Origin of the sequence: Methylohalobius crimeensis 10Ki, from assembly GCF_000421465.1 — a bacterium.
GTDB lineage: Bacteria > Pseudomonadota > Gammaproteobacteria > Methylococcales > Methylothermaceae > Methylohalobius > Methylohalobius crimeensis.
On record NZ_ATXB01000001.1, the window covers coordinates 581,444 to 598,763 of the forward strand.

Here is a 17,320-nt window from a genome sequence, read left to right on the forward strand (position 1 = left end):
CTCCTTACAGTCCGGCGTGGGCGGCGATGGCGGCCGCCAAGGCGGTAGCGATGTGGCTTTTGCTACGTTTCTCCGAGTAGCGGCTCAGTTCCGGGTGGGCCTCGACGAAGCTGGTGTCGAAGCGGGCCGCGTGGAAATCCGGATGGTTGAGGATTTGCCGGTAATAGGGACGGGTGGTTTTGATGCCGCTGATGTCCATGTCGTCCAGGGCGCGCAGGCTTCGGGCGATGGCGTCTTCGAAGGTCAATCCCCAGACGATGAGCTTGGCGATCATCGAGTCGTAATAGGGCGGGATGTCGTAGCCGGTGTAGATGGCGGTGTCGGTGCGCACCCCCGGCCCCCCCGGCGCGTAGTAACGGGTAATGCGGCCGAAACTGGGCAGGAATTCGTTGCGCGGGTCCTCGGCGTTGATCCGGAATTGGACCGCAAAACCGCGTTTCTGCACCTGGTCTTGGCTGTAACGCAGCGGCAACCCGGAAGCGATGCGGATTTGTTCCTCGACGATATCCACCCCGGTGATGGACTCGGTGATGGTGTGTTCCACCTGGATGCGGGTATTCATCTCCATGAAGTAGAAATGGCCTTCCGCGTCGAGAAGAAATTCCACCGTCCCGGCGTTTTCGTAACCCGCCGCGCGGGTCGCTTTGACCGCCAGCTCGCATACCGTCCGGCGTTGCTCTTCGCTGAGCTGGGGGGAAGGGGCGATCTCGATCAATTTCTGGTTGCGGCGTTGGATCGAGCAGTCCCGTTCGAACAGGTGGATCGCGTTGCCGTGGCGGTCGGCCAGAATCTGGACTTCGATGTGACGCGGATTGACAATACATTTTTCCAGAAAGACCTTGGCCGAGCCGAACGCCTTGGTGGCTTCGGAAACCACGCGTTCGTAGTTGCGTTTCAGTTCGGCTTCGTCGTTGCAGCGGCGAATGCCTCGGCCGCCGCCGCCGGAGGTGGCCTTGAGCATGACCGGATAGCCGATCTTGCCCGCCAACGCCAAGGCTTCGTCCACGTCCTTCAGGTTGCCTTCGCTGCCCGGTACCACCGGCACCCGAGCCGATTGCATCAGCGCTCTGGCTTCGGTTTTGTCGCCCATGCGGCGGATGGTGTCCGCATCCGGACCGATGAATTGAATGCCTCGGCGGGCGCAGATCTCGGCGAACTGGGCGTTTTCCGACAGGAAGCCGTAGCCCGGATGGATGGCGTCGCAGCCGGTCTCCAAGGCCAGGTTGACCAGTTTATGGGGGTTGAGGTAGCCGGCCAGGGGATCGTCGCCCAGGCTGTGGGCCTCGTCGGCCTTTTTGACATGGAGCGCATGGCGGTCCGCCTCGCTGTAGACCGCCACCGATATAATCCCCATTTCGGCACAGGCGCGAATGATCCGGACGGCTATTTCGCCGCGGTTGGCGATGAGGATTTTTTGCAGCATAAATCTTCGATGTGATGATGCGCGGCATCATTTCGGGAGGATGCAGGATACCAATTTCCGCAGTTCAAGGAAATTCAATTTTGCAGCCTCGCGTGAGATCATAGCGGAAATATCGGCCCATTTTCGCATATACTCGTAGGATTTTTGAGGCTCAGGGGATAGCAGCATGCGGCTGATGTGGATATTAAGCTTGTGTTTGGCCTTGGTCGGGTGTGGGACCTTGGAGGGACTGTTCGAACACAAGCCGGAGCCGGTGGAGGTGCTTCCGGAAGAGGAGTTGTACCGCCAGGCCAAGGAAAAACTGGATGCGAGCGCTTATACCCGGGCGATCGAATTGTATCAAGCGCTGGAGTCGCGCTTTCCGTTCGGTCGTTACGGCCCCCAGGTATTGCTGGATTTGGCCTACGCCCATTACAAGCAGGGGGAGACCGAATCGGGTTTGGCCACCCTGGACCGTTTCATGAAAATGTATCCCACCCACGAACGGCTCGATTACGCCTACTACCTGCGCGGTTTGATCAATACCAATCGCAGCATGGGTTTCGTCGAGCGCTATTTGCCCATTGATCTGACCAAGCGCGATGTCAACCCGCTCAAGGACGCCCATCAGGATTTCGTCACCTTGCTGGAGAAGTTTCCCGATAGCGAATACGCCCAGGAAGCCGAGCAGCGCAAAAACGCCTTATTCAATCTGATGGCGATGCACGAGTTGCGCGTGGCGCAATTCTACATGGAACGGGAGGCTTATCAGGCGGCGGCCAACCGAGCCGCTCGAATTGTGGGGGATTACCCTCGCACCACCGCGATACCGCACGCTTTGAAGATCATGGAGCAGGCGTACCGTAAACTGACGATGGACGATCTGGCCGATCAGGCGGCCCGTATCTACGCTCTCAATTACGGCGACACCGAACCGACATTGGAAAAGGAGCCCAAGACGCTGTTGGGCTGGGTCTTTTGGTTGTTTCGTTGGGATTAAGCGATGCGAGCAGTGGATGTAATTTGTATCGGGCATGCCGCCTACGATCTGGTGTTTTCCGTCCCCCATCATCCCGGTCCGGACGAAAAATGTACCGCTACCGGATTGATCGCCTGCGGCGGCGGACCGGCCGCCAACGCCTCGGTTACGGTGTCACGGCTTGGATGCCGGGCGGCGTTTGCGGGTTATTTGGGACGCGATCTGTACGGCGAAGCCCATCGGCGCGAGTTGATTCAAGACGGGGTGGATGATAACTGGATCTGCCGCGGCGATTCGCCCACCCCCTTGTCGACGATCCTGGTGAAGCCTGACGGACGACGGGCCCTGGTCAATTACCGCGGCGCCACCCGCCCGCTTGCGGCAGACGCGGTGGATCTGTCCGGGCTCGACGCCAAAGTCGTTCTGTTCGACGGTCATGAACCCCATGTTTCTTGTCATTGGTTGCCCCATTTTCGAGATCGAGGTGCGGCCACGGTACTCGACGCCGGTTCGCTGCACGAGGGTACCCGCCGGCTCATGTTCGAGGTGGATTATCTGATCGCCTCGCGGAAATTCGCCGCCCAGTGGTTGGGGTGCGATGAACCTCGCCGTGCGCTGGAGGAGCTGGCGGCCAAATCGCCGGCGGCGGTCATCACTTTAGGCGAGGAAGGTTTGATTTGGCAGCGCGGAAATGAGTATGGTGAAATGTCGGTGTTCCCGGTCGATGCAGTGGATACGACCGGCGCGGGGGATACCTTTCACGGCGCATTTGCCGTTGCTGTCACCGAGGGGGTTCCGTGGGCGGATGCGTTGCGTTTCGCCAGCGCTGCGGCGGCTTTGTGCTGCACCCAAATGGGAGCCCGACCCGGGATTCCTGGACGAGAAGCAGTGAAGGCGTTTTGCCGGGAAATCCAAATAGAAGAAAATAGGGGCGGGTCGGCTGAAAGTTTGTAAGCTACATTAGGTATGGAAGCAAACAAAGCCCGCTTTAGAAACCTACTGTCCAAAAAGAAGGCAATGGGGGCGCAAAGACGCATTCTGACAGAGCGTCAGGCTACGACCGGACTGGCCAGCTGCGCTCAATGACTGCCCGGAAAATAACAAAATTTGATACCACTTGTGGGGGAGAGCATGACGTCCCAACTTATCTATGTACCCGAGTTTTATTGTCCTTTTCCCGAGCGGGTTAATCCATACGCCGATATCGCCCATCAGCATACCCTGGACTGGGTTCGGCGGTTCGAATTGGTGGTCGATGACGACGCTTTCCGCCGGTTGGCGGCGTCTCGCTTCGGCTGGCTGGCGGCCCGAGCCTATCCCACTGCTGCGGAAGAAGAACTCAAGTTGGTCTCCGATTGGAATACCTGGTTGTTTATTCGCGACGATCAGTGCGACGAGACGGGAGTCGGCAAAGATCCCGCCAAGTTGACCTTTCTGCACGAACGCTTCCTCAATATCCTCATGGGGTGCCCCTGTTCCACGGAAGACGGGGGGCTGGACAAAGCGTTGCAAGATCTCTGGTCGCGTATGCGGGCGAGGGGTTCATTGTCTTGGCAAGCCCGATTTATTCACAGTGTCGAAGAGTATTTCGAGTCTTCCGTCTGGGAAGCGAAAAATCGTTCCCGGGAGGTTTATCCCGATGTAGCAACGTATACAAAGATGCGTCCCTATACCGGTGGCTTGTATACGGATATTGAGCTGATCGAGATTATCGAGCGCATTTCTTTGCCGCTCGAGATTCGAAAACACACTGCGATCGAACAGTTGGCATTGATGGCCAACAATGTCGTGTGCTGGTCCAATGATGTCCTTTCCTTGCAAAAGGAATTGGAACAAGAAGATATTCACAATTTAGTTATTGCACTGAGCTACGAACACGAGTTGGATCTGCAGGAGGCGGTGGTCCGGGCAACGGAAATGTGTAACGAGGAAGTCCGAAAGTTCATTGCTTTGGAAGAACGTCTTCCCTTATTCCCGACTCGTCACGCCCAAGGTGTTCGCCGCTACGTCGAAATTTTGCGCTCTTGGATGCGCGGTAACCTCGATTGGGGCTATGAATCCGCTCGCTATCGAACCGATGGTATTCAAACCAACCACCTTCCTCATTCACGCAGCAGGGGCCAAGTTACTAAAGCGGGTATCTGAGTAGGGCCCGGCTAACGATGTCCCGAAAAAATAATTTTTCATCCAATTGCCGGTGGGGGCATGTGCCAGCAAACCCCGCGTAGACCGGCTGCGCGTTTATTGCCTTTCCGGATTTCGAACCACCGGATAGAGGTTGAGCTTCGCCATTCTCCCGCTAATCCTGCCTCAAAACTTCCCGCCAGGCGCATTGGACGGATCCCGGAAATCCTGAAGTTTGCCTGGAAAAAGGATGTCATAGTTAAGCTTGCTTGGCTTCTGCTGAACACGTCGATTGTGATGTATGGCGGCTGGCCCGCTTTTGTTTTTGCGGAACCCGAGGTTCAGGTTTGTGATTCGGAGGGGCGGGCTACGAATCTGTCTAGCGAGAGTATTCGTGAAATTTTCTTTATGCGGCAGCGCTCTTGGTCGGATGGCACTCCTATCAAGGTGTTCGTCCTGCCGGACGACAATCCGGTACACCGACGTTTCGCTAAAGAGGTTTTGGGTGTCTATCCCTATCAGCTGCGCGCTGCCTGGGATCGACTCGTCTACTCGGGAACGGGGCAAACACCGATTCAAGTAGAAAGCATCCAGGAGATGGCTACTCGACTCGATGCGACCTCGGGTGCCATCGGGTACGTGATTCAACAGAGGGCTCTTCGTGAAAAGAATAATAAATGCACGAACGTTTATGAGTAAAGAGATTCGTTTCATCGCGTTGATTTGCCTGTGGGGACCTTGGATGCAGGCCCTGGCGGATAAGGAACTCATCGATTGGCAAGTGCACGGGTTTCTAAGTCAAGGCTATATCTTGACCGAAGGCAATGACTTCTTTGGTAGCAGCCGGGATGGCGGCAGTTTTGATTTTACCGAGGTGGGTCTCAATGTCTCCCTGCGCCCTTGGAACCGATTGCTGGTTTCGGCCCAGGGCCTGTTCCGTCAGGCGGGAGCTTCCGACGAGGAAGGGGTGCGGCTCGATTTCGCTCAGCTCGACTACTATGTCCCCTTGGGAGAAACCAGTACCTTGGGGATACGGCTGGGGCGGGTCAAAAACCCTTTCGGTCTCTACAACGACACCCGGGACGTGGTTTGGACGCGCCCCGGGGTCCTCCTCCCGCAGTCGGTGTATTTTGACAGCCTTGCACTGAGGCAAGCGATGATCTCCTCGGATGGCGGACTGCTTTATGGGCGGTACGCTCACGGTGACCACGCCATCAGTACGGAGTTTCTGGTGGCCGATCCCCTCGACGAGACGGGAGGAGCAGCGGAATTTCTGACCGGCATACCCGATGTTCAAGGTGACCTCAACGGGCGACCCATGTTGATCGGTCGCGCCACTTATGAGTGGTTGGCGGGTCGGTTTCGTCTGATGTTCTCGATTGTGGATTTGGACCGGGATTTTCATTCATCGACCTTAGGGGTATCCTCCGGCACCTTAACAACTCAATATCCCTTGGCCTCAATGCAATACAACGCGGAAAATTGGACCCTAACCGCCGAATACGGCCGCGTTATTACTGAGCGCAGTGGGTTTACGCCGGGGGGGGACACCTTAAAAAACACGTCGGAAAGTTTCTACGTGCAGGGACAGTATCGCCTCAATCCCAAATGGTCGCTGTTGGCACGCTACGATGTTTTTTTCGCCAACGTGGATGATCGCGACGGCCGCGAAACCTCCAAATTGACCGGCCTACCGCGACACCGGTTTTTTGCTCGGGATCTCACCGTTGGCGCTCGTTGGGAGTTGGCGCGTCACTGGCTGTTGGTAGGGGAATATCATTACATCGACGGGACAGCGTGGGCGTCGGAGAAGGATAACCCGGAACTCAGAAGCGGGGGGGGGGATCGTTATTGGCATTTATTTACCTTGATGGCGTCATTCCGTTTTTGAGTAGTTCTGATTCCGTCTTATGCATCAACCACCGAAAAGGAAAAAGCGAGCTCCTAAAAGAATCCATCGATTCGTCAGTCTGCACTGGAAAGGATTCTTCCATCTCAGCCTGCTCATCGTGGCGTTGACGGCAACTTTTGGTTTTTTGAATTACTTCTATCTCCGCGAGCAATTTAACGAGCAGTTGCAAGTACGCTTTGTCACCATGGAGCAAGAAATGCGTGGACTGTTGAAGCGGTCTGCGGATCGATTGCAGCGCTTAGGGTCGGTGGTGGCGATGTCGATGGATTACTCGCGAATTTCTCCGGCCAGCGATGCAGAATTGTTACCCAAGGAGAGCCTTTCCCGTTTAACCACGATCCGATACGAACTCGATTTGCAAAGTATTCAGCTGTTCGATGACGGAGGGCGGTTCGTCTGGCAATGGCCGCAATCCGAGTCACCCCGTCTTTCGGTATCTGAAATCGCCCCTTTTGTCATCCGGGTACGGGAACGGGAAGCTCCAAGCGCTCTGTTAACTTGTTATAAAGAATGTGTGTTGCGTGCCTTGGTGCCGGTGCTTTCCAAGGGGCAAAATGCCGGCGTGGTAGGGCTTACTCAATCGATCGCCGATCTCGTTCTCGATTTCCGCGCCGTGACCGGCACCGATATTGGGATCTTCGTCCTCGAAGAGGGGCAAAAAAACTCGCCACAAACGTGGCCGGGACGCAATGTGGCGCTTACCAACCGGGAAACCCTCCGTCCTTTCCTGACCTATTTGGCGACCCAGTACACCAATCCGGACAAATTGGGCAAGGGCGTATTCGTTCAGTGGCATAAGTCGATTTATGCGCTCCACCAAATACCGCTTAGGGAGCTTATCGAAGCGCCTAACGGACGCGTCATTCTGGTTTCCGACGTGACCGATGCTTTTTCCAGGATCCACCGCTCGACCATGAGCGTTTTGCTCCAGGCCGGCGCCATCGCAGTCATCGGGGAGCTGATGCTTCTGTTACTAATTCGCGCTCCCACCCGGCGTCTAAAACGTTTGGCGAATACGCTTCCTTTACTGGCTCGAGGACGCTATATCGATGCGCGCGCGTCTTTGCTTGCCCGGCATCGAAGAATCAACCTTTACGATGAAATCGACGTTCTGGATGAGACGGCAACCACCCTGTCGCACCAACTGGAAAGTCAGGCCGAAGCACTGGCCATAAAAAACCGGGAACTATCGGATGAACGTGACTTCGTCCGCGGTCTGCTCAATGCTGCCCATGTGATTATCGTGACTCAGACTCAGAACGGCATCATCAAAACGATCAACGAACAAGGGGTAAAACTGACCGGATCTTCTCCAGCAGAAATTTGTGGTAAATCATTTTCATCGCTACTCCATTACGAAGATTCTGCGGATGATGTGCTGGCATGGATGCAACAGCGCCCCGGGGAGGGAGATGTACGCTTTCAGCATGAAACCGAACTCCGTTGCCGCGATGGTACGTTGCGCAACATCGTTTGGGTCCACACGCGCCTTCGGGAAACTCATGCCAGCCAAATCGCCGTTCTATCGGTGGGTCTGGATGTGACCGACCGCGTGCGCGCCGAAGAACGATTGTCCTGGTTGGCCAATCACGATCCCCTTACTGGTTTGTTTAATCGGCACCGCTTTCAGGAAGAATTGGAGCGAACTTTGGCCGAACTGGCGCGAACGCCACGGATCGGCGCGTTGATCTTTTTCGATCTGGATCACTTCAAGGATGTCAATGATAGCAGTGGTCACGCGGCAGGGGATGCGCTGTTAAAGATGCTGGCGAAGCTGTTGAAGGAGCGGGCGAGACGTTCCGACGTGGTTGCCCGCCTGGGGGGGGATGAATTTGCGGTTTTGCTGCCCGATACCCGGGCCGAGGGAGCGGTGAAGTTCGCTCAGGAATTGAACGAAGGCCTTATGGCAGCGCCGTTTCACTATGCCGGCAAGACTTATCGGATCTCTGCGAGCATCGGGATCATCATGATTCCGGAACACGGCGACCAGGTTCAGGATTTAATGGCCAGCGCGGACTTGGCCATGTACGCCGCCAAGCAGTCGGGCAGGGGGCGGTTCCACGTTTTCTCCTTCGAGGATCAGGCTCGCGAAGGGGTAGGGAAGCGGGTCTATTGGAAGGACGTCATTACGCGAGCGTTGAACGACAAGCGCCTCCTTTTCCATTTTCAGCCCGTCGCGGACACGGTGAGTGGAGCGGTTTTCTATCACGAAGCCTTGCTGCGCCTCAAGCAAGAAGACGATACTTTGGTCCTGCCCGGTGCGTTTATCGATGCAGCCCAGCGCTCCGGCCTCATCCAATCGATCGATCGATTCGTCGTCGAAGAAGCGCTTCGGGTGCTGACCAAGACCAAGGCACACCGGGAAGGGCCCATCTTGTCGATTAATTTGTCGGCCAACGCCCTCACCGACGTCCAGTGGACCGAGCCATTGAAAGCGGCGGTTAAAGAGGGATTATTGAATCCGCGGCAACTACTGTTCGAGGTGACTGAATCGGCGGCCATCACGGATATCACGGCGGCGCGCAAGGTGATGGATGAGATGACCGAATTGGGTTTTCACTTTGCAATCGACGACTTCGGTGCCGGTTTCGCATCCTTTCATTATTTGAAGCATCTACCCATCGCCTACGTGAAGATCGATCGTTCGTTCATCAGCAAATTGGCCAGTGATCCGCGAGATCGGGCGTTCGTCCAGGCAATTACGACCTTGGCCCACGGCTATGGTCAAAAAGTGATCGCGGAAGGGGTTGAAGATGCGTCCACCTTGCGGCTACTGCGCGAGCTTCAGGTGGATTATGTGCAGGGGTATTATATTGGTCGGCCGGGTCCCTGAATGGAAGTCGTGCCTATGGGGATCGATTCCAAGCGATCACCGATCCGCTGATTTTTCAGGTATTTTTTGGCGCCGAATGAGGTGATCGGCAAGCCGATGGGCGAGAGCGACGATCGTGAGGGTCGGATTCGCCCAACCGCCGGTTGGAAATACCGAGCTTCCCGCCACGAAAAGATTGGCGTAACCGTGGATGCGGCAATCGGCGTCTACCACGCCGTGCGCGGGATCGCTGCTCATTCGGGTGGTGCCCATATGATGGTAGCCGGCGATCGGGTGGTTGCTCACGGTGGGATCGACCGGCCACGCTGAGCCCGGCTCCCGGAGCCAGTCCGCCATATCCAGCCTGCCGATGCCGACGCGGCGGAAATCGGCGTCCAGCTGAGCGGTCAGCTCGGCCACCGAGCGTTTGTCGATTTCCGATAACCGCCAATCCAGTTTAGCAAGCGGCATGCCGAGCGCATCGCGCGCTTGATCGAGGGTGACGCGGCTATCCGCATTGGGGGCTTGCTCGGCGCGCACCATGACGTGAACGCGTTTGCGTCCCAGCGCATAATGAATCCGTTCGACCGGTTTTCGCAACCGGCGCTGAATCCATTTGCGCGTGGCCCGGTAGCGATGCCACAGGTTGCGGTTGGTGGCGGTCGGGTGGAACTCGTGCTTGATATGTTGATAGAGGCGTTTGCGCAGCGGCAGTCCTCGACTGGGATCGCGCTGCAGCTTGAAAGTCAAGGCGCTGTTCAGGATTCCCCGTTCGCGTTGCAGCGCCGGGCTCGGCAGTAATACCGGCGCGGTCGCGCATCGGTCGGCATGAAAGCGGCGCTGAAAAGCCGCCCATACAGCGAATCCCCGACGCGGCTCGAGGATGCCGGCGCGCCCGTGGGGGTGTTCCATGAAGTAGCGGCCGACTTGGTCGAAGCGGTTCCCGATGCCGTTGGCTTCCACGTCGTTGGAAGCGAGCAAAAGACGTGCGTTCTCGATCCCACCGGTCGCCAGGACGTAGTCGCGGGCGACCACCTCGGCTCGCAGCCCGCCGATGGTCTTGACTTCGAGCCGCTCGACGGCGCTGGCATGGGCGTTGGCTTGGATATGGGTCACCGTGGCGTTGAGCAGGATGCGCACGGAAGGCGATTCGATGATGTCCTTGCATTTCGCCGCGTTGAAGCGCTCGGCGACGTCGTCGAACCGCCACAGCCGAGTCTTGAACGACTGGGCATCGAGACCGAAGCCTCGGAGGGTCGTGTCCTCCCAGCGCTCTTCCTCGCCGAGGCCGTCGCCGAGTTCCAGGTCGCGACACGCCCGGTCGTAATACGGCGATAGTTGTTCGCGGGTCAGCGGCCAGCCGCTTTCCGCCACCCAGGGTCTGGTTTGCAAATCGATGTCCTGAAGCGGGGTGCAGCGGCCGCCCCAGATGCTGGTGGTCCCGCCGAATAAACGCAGCCGTGAATCGACCAGGTCGTAGTACTCCGAGCCGACATTTTTTCCTTGCGCGAGGGCTTGGGTGGCGGCATCGAAGTCGAGTCCCCCGCTTTCCAGTAGACAGACGCCCAATCCGGCGTTGGCGAGCGCGCGGGCAAGGGTGATGCCCGCGGCGCCCGCACCGACAATGGCGATATCGCACTCGATGCGGTCGCCGTCATTATGGGCTTGCAAGTTTTCAATCATTTACGCTTCCGTACTTGGTTGCTGGATTATTGTTAAGCCTTTTCCAAACGCGTTGTGGGGCGCCGGACGATGATCGTCATCCCGGCTAAGGATAAACTCTGCATGGCCAAGGTCGCCACGCCCGGGCCAATCAAGCCGAGGACTTGGGAGAGAGTCACGAACAAGGCAATATAAGCGATTGAAGCGGCACATTGCAGCCGGAAGACCGCGCCGGCGCGGTTGAGGGTATAAGCGGCCGGTCTCAGCGGGGCGCCGACGAGATCCAGTACCGCCGCTGCGATAAGCCAACTCATCAACACGCCGGCGGCGGCGTAGCTTTGTCCGACCGTGAGGCCCAGCAATCGATCTCCCTGCCAAATGGACAATCCCGTCAAAATAATTGCAGGACCGGCCATGATGGCAATGAGATGGTAGAGAACCCGATTAAACTCGCCGTCGTTTCGATGCCGCAGGCGCGCCAAGTGGGGATAAACGGCCTGGCGCACGAATAGCGCCGGCTTGGAAACCATTTTGGCGAATTCGCGCGCGATGCGGTAGAGCGCGGCCCCTTCCGTTCCCAGGAGCCAGCCCGCGAATAAGGTACCGACTTGTTTGGGCACCAGGTCGAGCGAGCTTTGCCAGTAGACGATGTTGAGAAAGCGCCAGATGCCGGGGTGCTCGGCGCTGACGCGTTGGAATTCGAAGGGGCCGAACAGCGCCTCTCGCGGTAATTGGGTTCTGATCACCCGCCACCCCAGCCACTGCATGGTCAGATATTGGGTTCCGAGCGCCGCGGCCCACACGCCTGCAATCATTGGAATCGTGGCACCGAAGACGGCGGTGACGCCGAGGATTCCGCCGAGCCGGACAATGCTGGCCGCGATGTGGACCCGGCCAATGACATCGAAGCGATCGAAGATTCGGAGAATCCCGTTGGCGGTGGCCGTCCCCGAAGCGAGCAGCACCAGGCAATACCAGACCGCGATGCGGGCGGTTCCCTCGGGCCAGGAAAAGAGATCGGCGGCGAAGTAGGCCGCTGCCATGCCCAACCCCGTTCCCGCAATCGCGCTGGTGAAGTCGATCAGCAGCATGATCCGGAGAAGACGTCCCAGGCCGTGGCGATCTTTTTCTTCCAGTAAGGGAACGCCGTAGCGCACGATGGCTTCGAACGGCTTGATATTGACCAAACCACGCCAGAGGGACGCATAGGCATGAACCAGAACCACGGTGCCGAATTCGGCCGAGCCGAGCACCCGCGCGCTGTAAAGCGTGGCGACAAAGGCGAGTATGCCCGCGGCGCTGCGTCCTCCGAGCAGATGCAGGAAGTTGCGCAAGACCCGGCCCAGGGCGCTCGTTTCGGGAGCAGTGGCTTTGCTCATCGAGGTTGGCGGCCGTCAGTGCCGAGGGTTACGGAGAACCGGTGGTGGCTTGCGTCGATCGACAGCGGAGATCGATGATTCCACGAATCCGATCTCTTCCATATCCGCTGCATTAGGAAATTTGGTTGTCCGTTCAAATTCGGGTTAATGGGTTGCCGATGGATGGATCTTGCGAGGAGGGCTCGCTAAGGTGTTGAGTTCAGAAATATTTTAATATAAGTACAAAGTGGCTACATCAGGCAATGCGTGGAATTCTCGGGCGAGCTCGATGTGTCTTGCATCACGGCCCGACAATTTCAATATAAATCCAAAGGATCCACGTCCAGGGACCAACGGACTTTGCGCGCATTGGGGAGGTCTCCCAGCTGGGGTAGGAGACCATCCAGCAAACGATGCAAGGGCGCGCGCGCGGTGGCTTGGAGGAGCAGCTGGGCGCGGTGGCGGCCGGCGCGTTTGGGCATGGGGGCGGGAGCCGGCCCCAAAATCAGCATGTCGGGTCCGCTCAGCGAGTGGGCGCAGTTCGCCGCTTGTTCCAGGAACTGGAGAGGAATAGCCGGGTCGTTGGCTTCCGCCCGTAGCAATGCCTGCTGCGTGTAGGGAGGGAGATTCGCCTGGCGGCGTTCTTCCAAGGCTTGATTGGCGAATGTCGAATACCCGCCCTGAAGCAGGGCGGTCAGGAGAGGGTGATCCGGATGGCGGGTCTGGATCAGTACCTGTCCCGGCTTGTCGGCTCGTCCGGCCCTGCCCGCCACTTGCACGATCAATTGCGCCATCCGTTCGGGAGCGCGGAAATCGGTGCTGTAAAGCCCCGCGTCGGCGTCCACGATGACCGCCAAGGTGACGTTGGGAAAGTGATGGCCTTTGGCCAGCATTTGCGTGCCCAAAAGCAGATCTATTTCTCCGGCGTGGACGGCTTCGATGAGCTTATCCAGACTGCCTTTGCGGCGGGTGGCGTCGCGATCGATGCGGGCGATGCGGTTATCGGGAAACAATTCGCTCAGTTCGGTTTCCAGGCGCTCGGTGCCTTGGCCGAGGGCGCGTAAATCCTCGGAGCGGCAATCTGGACAACGGGTCGGCAGGGGCCCTTCGTTGCCGCAATGATGGCAGCGCAGATGGCGGTCGCGGCGATGGATGACTTGGCGGGCGTCGCAGCGCGGACAAACGGCGATCCAGCCGCAGTTGTGACAGGTCAGGACGGGGGCGAAGCCGCGCCGGTTTAAAAACAGAAGCACCTGTTCTCCGCGCGCCAAGGTGGCTTGAACTGTCTTTTGCGTCGCCGGGGCCAGTCCCGCCCGGAGTTTCCTATTGCGGATGTCCACTTGTTGGAGGGTGGGCGCTTGGGCACTGCCGGCGCGCCGGGCAAGATGCAACCGGAGGTAGCGTTCTTGCCGGACGTTGTACAGGCTTTCCAGGGACGGAGTGGCCGAACCCAGCACGATCGGAATGTTTAATCGCCGCGCCCGCATCACCGCCGCGTCCCGCGCCGAAAAGCGGAATCCTTCTTGTTGTTTGAGTGAAGGGTCGTGTTCCTCGTCGATCAGAATCAAGCCCGGTTGGGCCATGGGCGTGAATACCGCCGATCGGGTGCCCAGAAGGATGGGTAATTCGCCCCGCTGAAAGCGAAGCCAGGCGTTGAGACGCTGAGTGTCGCTCAAGGCCGAATGAAACACGCCGATGGGACAGGTCAGGCGACGGCGGAAGCGGGTTTCCAATTGCGGGGTCAAGGCGATTTCCGGAAACAGGACCAATACTTGGCGACCCAGTTCGATCGTTTGTTCGATGATTCCCAGATAGACTTCGGTCTTGCCGCTTCCGGTCACACCTTCCAGCAGATACGCCCGGAAACGATCCAAGTCTTGGGTGACCGCATCAATGGCCTGCTGTTGGGCGGGATTGGGTTGGAAGGACGGAGGAAGGTTTGCTCCAGCTTCAAGGGTTTCCGCTTCTATGGACAGCCAGCCTTTGTCTGCAAGCGCCTTTGCCGGGGCACGCCAATCCCAGGTCAAATCGGACAAGTGGGTGGCGGTCAACATTCCGTCATATTGTCGCAGTAAGCTCAGCAAGGCGGCTTGCTTGGTGGCTTGGGCCGAGGGGCTGGCGGTTTGTCCGACGGAGGTTAGCCGCAATTGAATGCCGGTGTGGAGACGGGCCGGTTTTCCCTGGCGCAAGAGGTTCGGCAATGCGCTTAGGGTCACTTCCCCAATGGGGTGATGGTAATAACGCGCCGCCCAGCGCAGCAATGCCAGATCGTCGGCTCCCAGAAGCGGCGCCCGGTCCAAAAATTCCACCGCCGGCCGAAGACGCTTCGGATCGATGTCAGTGGTGGTGTCCACGCCGAGCAAGATGCCGATTCGGTGCTTGCGTCCAAATGGGATTATGAGCCGCGTGCCCGGAAGAGGAGGCTCTGGGTAGGCCGCTTGGGGAGGGAGGTAATCGAAGACCGTGGGGATGGGGGCGGGAACGGCGACTTTGAGAATGGTGACCATAGACTAACGATTTCTTCGCGCTGCGAATTCAGGGCTTTCAGAAAGGTCGAATTTTGAAGTATTATCGCGCTGGTAAAACGGTTTTTATCGTCATAGGAAACAATTTTTGGCGCAAGTTTTATTCACAGATCATGTGGATAAGTTTGTGGAAAAGATGCTGAAATCGATCTGTGAGGCGCATAGGCGCTTGCCTTTTATCAAATTGTAAAATTTCTAGACAGGTCGTAAATATGAATAAAAACAAATGCTTGTCATGTGGTTGCGATGATGTTCCCGGAATTGTTACAAGACGGCGGCGCAGGTTCGAGACATGTGCATAACTCTTGACTTGGCAGGACTTTTGTCGAATACCATCGGGATGGAGGCAATATGAGCTTTTTGTCTTTGCAGGTGCTGCGCGCCGACACTTCCGGGATGCCGCTGGAGTGGATCGGTTATCAGGAAGCGGTCAAATTGTATTATCTTGAGCAGGTGGCATACAGTTGCGGTACTTCCCTCTACCGGATACACGGGGGGGTGAATGCCCGCAGTGGAGAACAAAGCGTCATCGAGGTCAATTCGATCATCGCCACTTACGGCCAGGGTCCCCAGGCCAAGCATCACAATCCGGCCTATACGCCTCCTTTGACCAACCGAACCTTGTTTCGACGCGACAATCATATCTGCCTCTATTGCGGTCAGCGCCTTTTGCACCGGGATTTGTCCCGCGATCACGTCACTCCCCTAACCCAGGGCGGGGCGGATATCTGGACCAACGTGGTGACTGCCTGCAAGCGCTGCAATAATCACAAGGCCGGCCGAACCCCCGAGCAGGCGGGCATGGAATTGTTGGCGATTCCCTTCACGCCCACCCACGCCGAATACATATACCTTCAAGGGCGCAGGATTCTCAGCGATCAGATGGCATTCCTGCGCGCCCATTTCCCCCGGCGGAGCCCGCTGCATCAACGCTTGGGGATGGGCTAATCTTCGTTACACCAGCCGTTCCATACCGACCAGCCGGTCAGCAACAAGAACGCCGCCAGCGTCCAGGCGGGAATGCTGAGTCCCAGGAAGGTCCATAAAACCTCGCTGCATTCGCCGGTTCCGCTGACCAAGAGGCGAAGGGTCTCGGTCAAGGGAAAGTGTTCGAACACGTAAGCGAGACCGGGGCCGCAAGCCGGCACTTCCTCCTCGGGCAGATTTTGCAGCCACACGTGGCGGGCCGAGACCGCCGCACCGCCCAACGCGATTGCACCCGCGCCGGCGGCGTAAAATTTTCGTCCTCGTGAGGCCGGGTTATGGATCGCCCCCGCCAACAATACCAGGGTGGTGACCAGTACGAATGCCCGCTGGGAAATGCATAAGGGGCACGGTTGCAAATCTTCCACGAATTGGAACCAGGCCGCTACCGCCAGCAAAGTGGCGCCGAATAAGAAACCGACTAGAAAACCGAGGCGCGGAGTGAGAGTCATTTTTTAATAGTAATCCAAACTGTGTGATTAGCGGTGGGCATCAATTTAGCAGAGTTGTCCGGGCATGCAATAGGGATCGGGGGCAATGTCGGGTAATGGTTACAAGGGAAATCGTGATCATTCAAGCGCTTATTTTAAAGGAAAGGAAACGTGTCGTGGGTCGACGACGGTCTTATGCTCGTCTGGCCAAAAGATTTTGTTTTAACCTATTGATATTAAAATAAATAATTTGCTTGGCATTGATTGTGCTTTTTTAAGGAGGCAACGGTTGAACTGCTAATAGGAGATCGTGATGAGCGTTTTAAAAATTGGATTGGCAATGGTTTTGTTTTCCTCTGCCACCTGGGCCGGCTCCACCTTCCAGAACCTGGATGCCGATGGGGACGGGCAGATCAGTATGGATGAAGCCATGAAACAGCCGGAACTGACACGGGACTTCAGTGCCATCGATAAAAACCAGGACGGCATGTTGGATGCGGCGGAATTTGCCCGATTTGAAGCGGCTACGACGCCTGAGCAGGAGCAGGAGAAGCGAATGTATGAAGAGAAAGGTGATATGGAGTGAATTGAGCGCCTCAATAATGATTTAGGGAGAACTTGCCAGGGAAGGCCTAGGCTTTTCGTTCGATGTCTGAATGGGATGGCACCCCTGGATGGTTAGACGGGGCGGATGGACGGAAATGACAAAAGGACTCAGTTTGCTCAAGACGTTTAATCCCAGAATAGGTCGTTGGCTTTGCGGAAAGACGGCAACTTCGATATTTTTCAGCCGACAGGAGGTTCCGATCGCTAAGCGCTGAATCCGGTAGAGGGGGACGTTAACCCGGTTTCCGTTAGCGAGAAATCCGGTTTGGGAGCGGACGTATTCGGCTTCTCCTTGTTGCTGTAATAAGCCCAGTGTTGCTTGGTCAATGCTCGAATAGCTGGAGCCGGTATCGAGCAGGAATTGGGTGGGTGCCAAATTGGCCAACTTTCCGGTCACGTAGAAGGTGCCGCTACCGGGATCATGCAAAGGTACTGTCAGTTCGCTGCTATAAGGGGAGGTAATGCTACTAAAAAATAACATCCAACCCAGCCAATGCTTCATTTTTGCCTCTCAGATTCGGGGGT

The 17,320-nt window shown here is 57.2% G+C and carries 14 protein-coding genes; 8 read left to right on the forward strand and 6 right to left on the reverse strand.

Going from position 1 to position 17,320, the window contains the following annotated elements; all coding sequences use genetic code 11:
* Window positions 1-4: 4 nt before the first annotated feature.
* Complete coding sequence (locus H035_RS0103075) at window positions 5-1,423, reverse strand: acetyl-CoA carboxylase biotin carboxylase subunit (RefSeq protein ID WP_022947538.1); 1,419 nt, start codon at window positions 1,421-1,423, stop codon at window positions 5-7.
* 175 nt (window positions 1,424-1,598) lie between these two features.
* Here H035_RS0103075 and H035_RS17980 point away from each other — a divergent pair, with 175 nt between their 5' ends.
* From H035_RS17980 to H035_RS0103105, 6 genes are all read left to right on the forward strand, one after another.
* Entirely contained in the window at window positions 1,599-2,402 is an 804-nt protein-coding gene (locus tag H035_RS17980; protein WP_161623998.1) for an outer membrane protein assembly factor BamD, read from the forward strand.
* Window positions 2,403-2,405: 3 nt separating this feature from the next.
* Complete coding sequence (locus H035_RS17985; RefSeq protein WP_022947540.1) at window positions 2,406-3,335, forward strand: carbohydrate kinase family protein; 930 nt, start codon at window positions 2,406-2,408, stop codon at window positions 3,333-3,335.
* A gap of 177 nt (window positions 3,336-3,512) precedes the next feature.
* On the forward strand, window positions 3,513-4,526 hold the full coding sequence (locus H035_RS17990) for a terpene synthase family protein (RefSeq protein WP_022947541.1): 1,014 nt from the start codon (window positions 3,513-3,515) through the stop codon (window positions 4,524-4,526).
* Window positions 4,527-4,586: 60 nt separating this feature from the next.
* Window positions 4,587-5,204 carry a hypothetical protein gene (locus H035_RS22365; protein WP_022947542.1) on the forward strand — a complete coding sequence of 206 codons (618 nt, stop codon included), beginning with the start codon at window positions 4,587-4,589 and terminating at the stop codon, window positions 5,202-5,204.
* On the forward strand, window positions 5,197-6,396 hold the full coding sequence (locus H035_RS0103100; RefSeq protein WP_022947543.1) for a hypothetical protein: 1,200 nt from the start codon (window positions 5,197-5,199) through the stop codon (window positions 6,394-6,396). The genes H035_RS22365 and H035_RS0103100 overlap by 8 nt, the downstream gene beginning before the upstream one ends.
* Window positions 6,397-6,415: 19 nt before the next feature.
* The gene (locus tag H035_RS0103105; RefSeq protein WP_026596214.1) at window positions 6,416-9,250 is read left to right on the forward strand and encodes a bifunctional diguanylate cyclase/phosphodiesterase; all 2,835 of its coding nucleotides are present in this window, start codon (window positions 6,416-6,418) and stop codon (window positions 9,248-9,250) included.
* A gap of 36 nt (window positions 9,251-9,286) precedes the next feature.
* Here H035_RS0103105 and H035_RS0103110 read toward each other — a convergent pair whose 3' ends face one another.
* The 3 genes from H035_RS0103110 to H035_RS0103120 all read right to left on the reverse strand — a co-directional run bounded on the left by H035_RS0103110 (window position 9,287) and on the right by H035_RS0103120 (window position 14,756).
* Complete coding sequence (locus tag H035_RS0103110; RefSeq protein WP_022947545.1) at window positions 9,287-10,912, reverse strand: FAD-dependent oxidoreductase; 1,626 nt, start codon at window positions 10,910-10,912, stop codon at window positions 9,287-9,289.
* 32 nt (window positions 10,913-10,944) lie between these two features.
* The gene (locus H035_RS0103115) at window positions 10,945-12,270 is read right to left on the reverse strand and encodes a lipopolysaccharide biosynthesis protein (RefSeq protein WP_022947546.1); all 1,326 of its coding nucleotides are present in this window, start codon (window positions 12,268-12,270) and stop codon (window positions 10,945-10,947) included.
* A 296-nt stretch (window positions 12,271-12,566) separates the two neighbouring features.
* A complete protein-coding gene (locus tag H035_RS0103120) occupies window positions 12,567-14,756 on the reverse strand; it encodes a primosomal protein N' (RefSeq protein ID WP_022947547.1) in 2,190 nt (729 codons plus the stop codon).
* Between the two features lie 369 nt (window positions 14,757-15,125).
* On the opposite strand from H035_RS0103120, the gene H035_RS0103125 reads away from it, so the two are divergent.
* Window positions 15,126-15,722: an HNH endonuclease gene (locus tag H035_RS0103125; protein WP_022947548.1), complete on the forward strand. Its 597-nt coding sequence runs from the start codon at window positions 15,126-15,128 to the stop codon at window positions 15,720-15,722.
* Here H035_RS0103125 and H035_RS0103130 read toward each other — a convergent pair.
* On the reverse strand, window positions 15,719-16,210 hold the full coding sequence (locus tag H035_RS0103130) for a disulfide bond formation protein B (protein WP_022947549.1): 492 nt from the start codon (window positions 16,208-16,210) through the stop codon (window positions 15,719-15,721). The genes H035_RS0103125 and H035_RS0103130 overlap by 4 nt on opposite strands.
* 292 nt (window positions 16,211-16,502) lie before the next feature.
* Between H035_RS0103130 and H035_RS18000 the strand changes: the two genes are divergently transcribed.
* On the forward strand, window positions 16,503-16,775 hold the full coding sequence (locus H035_RS18000; RefSeq protein WP_051149731.1) for an EF-hand domain-containing protein: 273 nt from the start codon (window positions 16,503-16,505) through the stop codon (window positions 16,773-16,775).
* A 21-nt stretch (window positions 16,776-16,796) separates the two neighbouring features.
* On the opposite strand, the gene H035_RS18005 is transcribed toward H035_RS18000, so the two are convergent.
* Window positions 16,797-17,297: a retropepsin-like aspartic protease family protein gene (locus H035_RS18005; protein ID WP_022947551.1), complete on the reverse strand. Its 501-nt coding sequence runs from the start codon at window positions 17,295-17,297 to the stop codon at window positions 16,797-16,799.
* Window positions 17,298-17,320 lie beyond the last annotated feature (23 nt).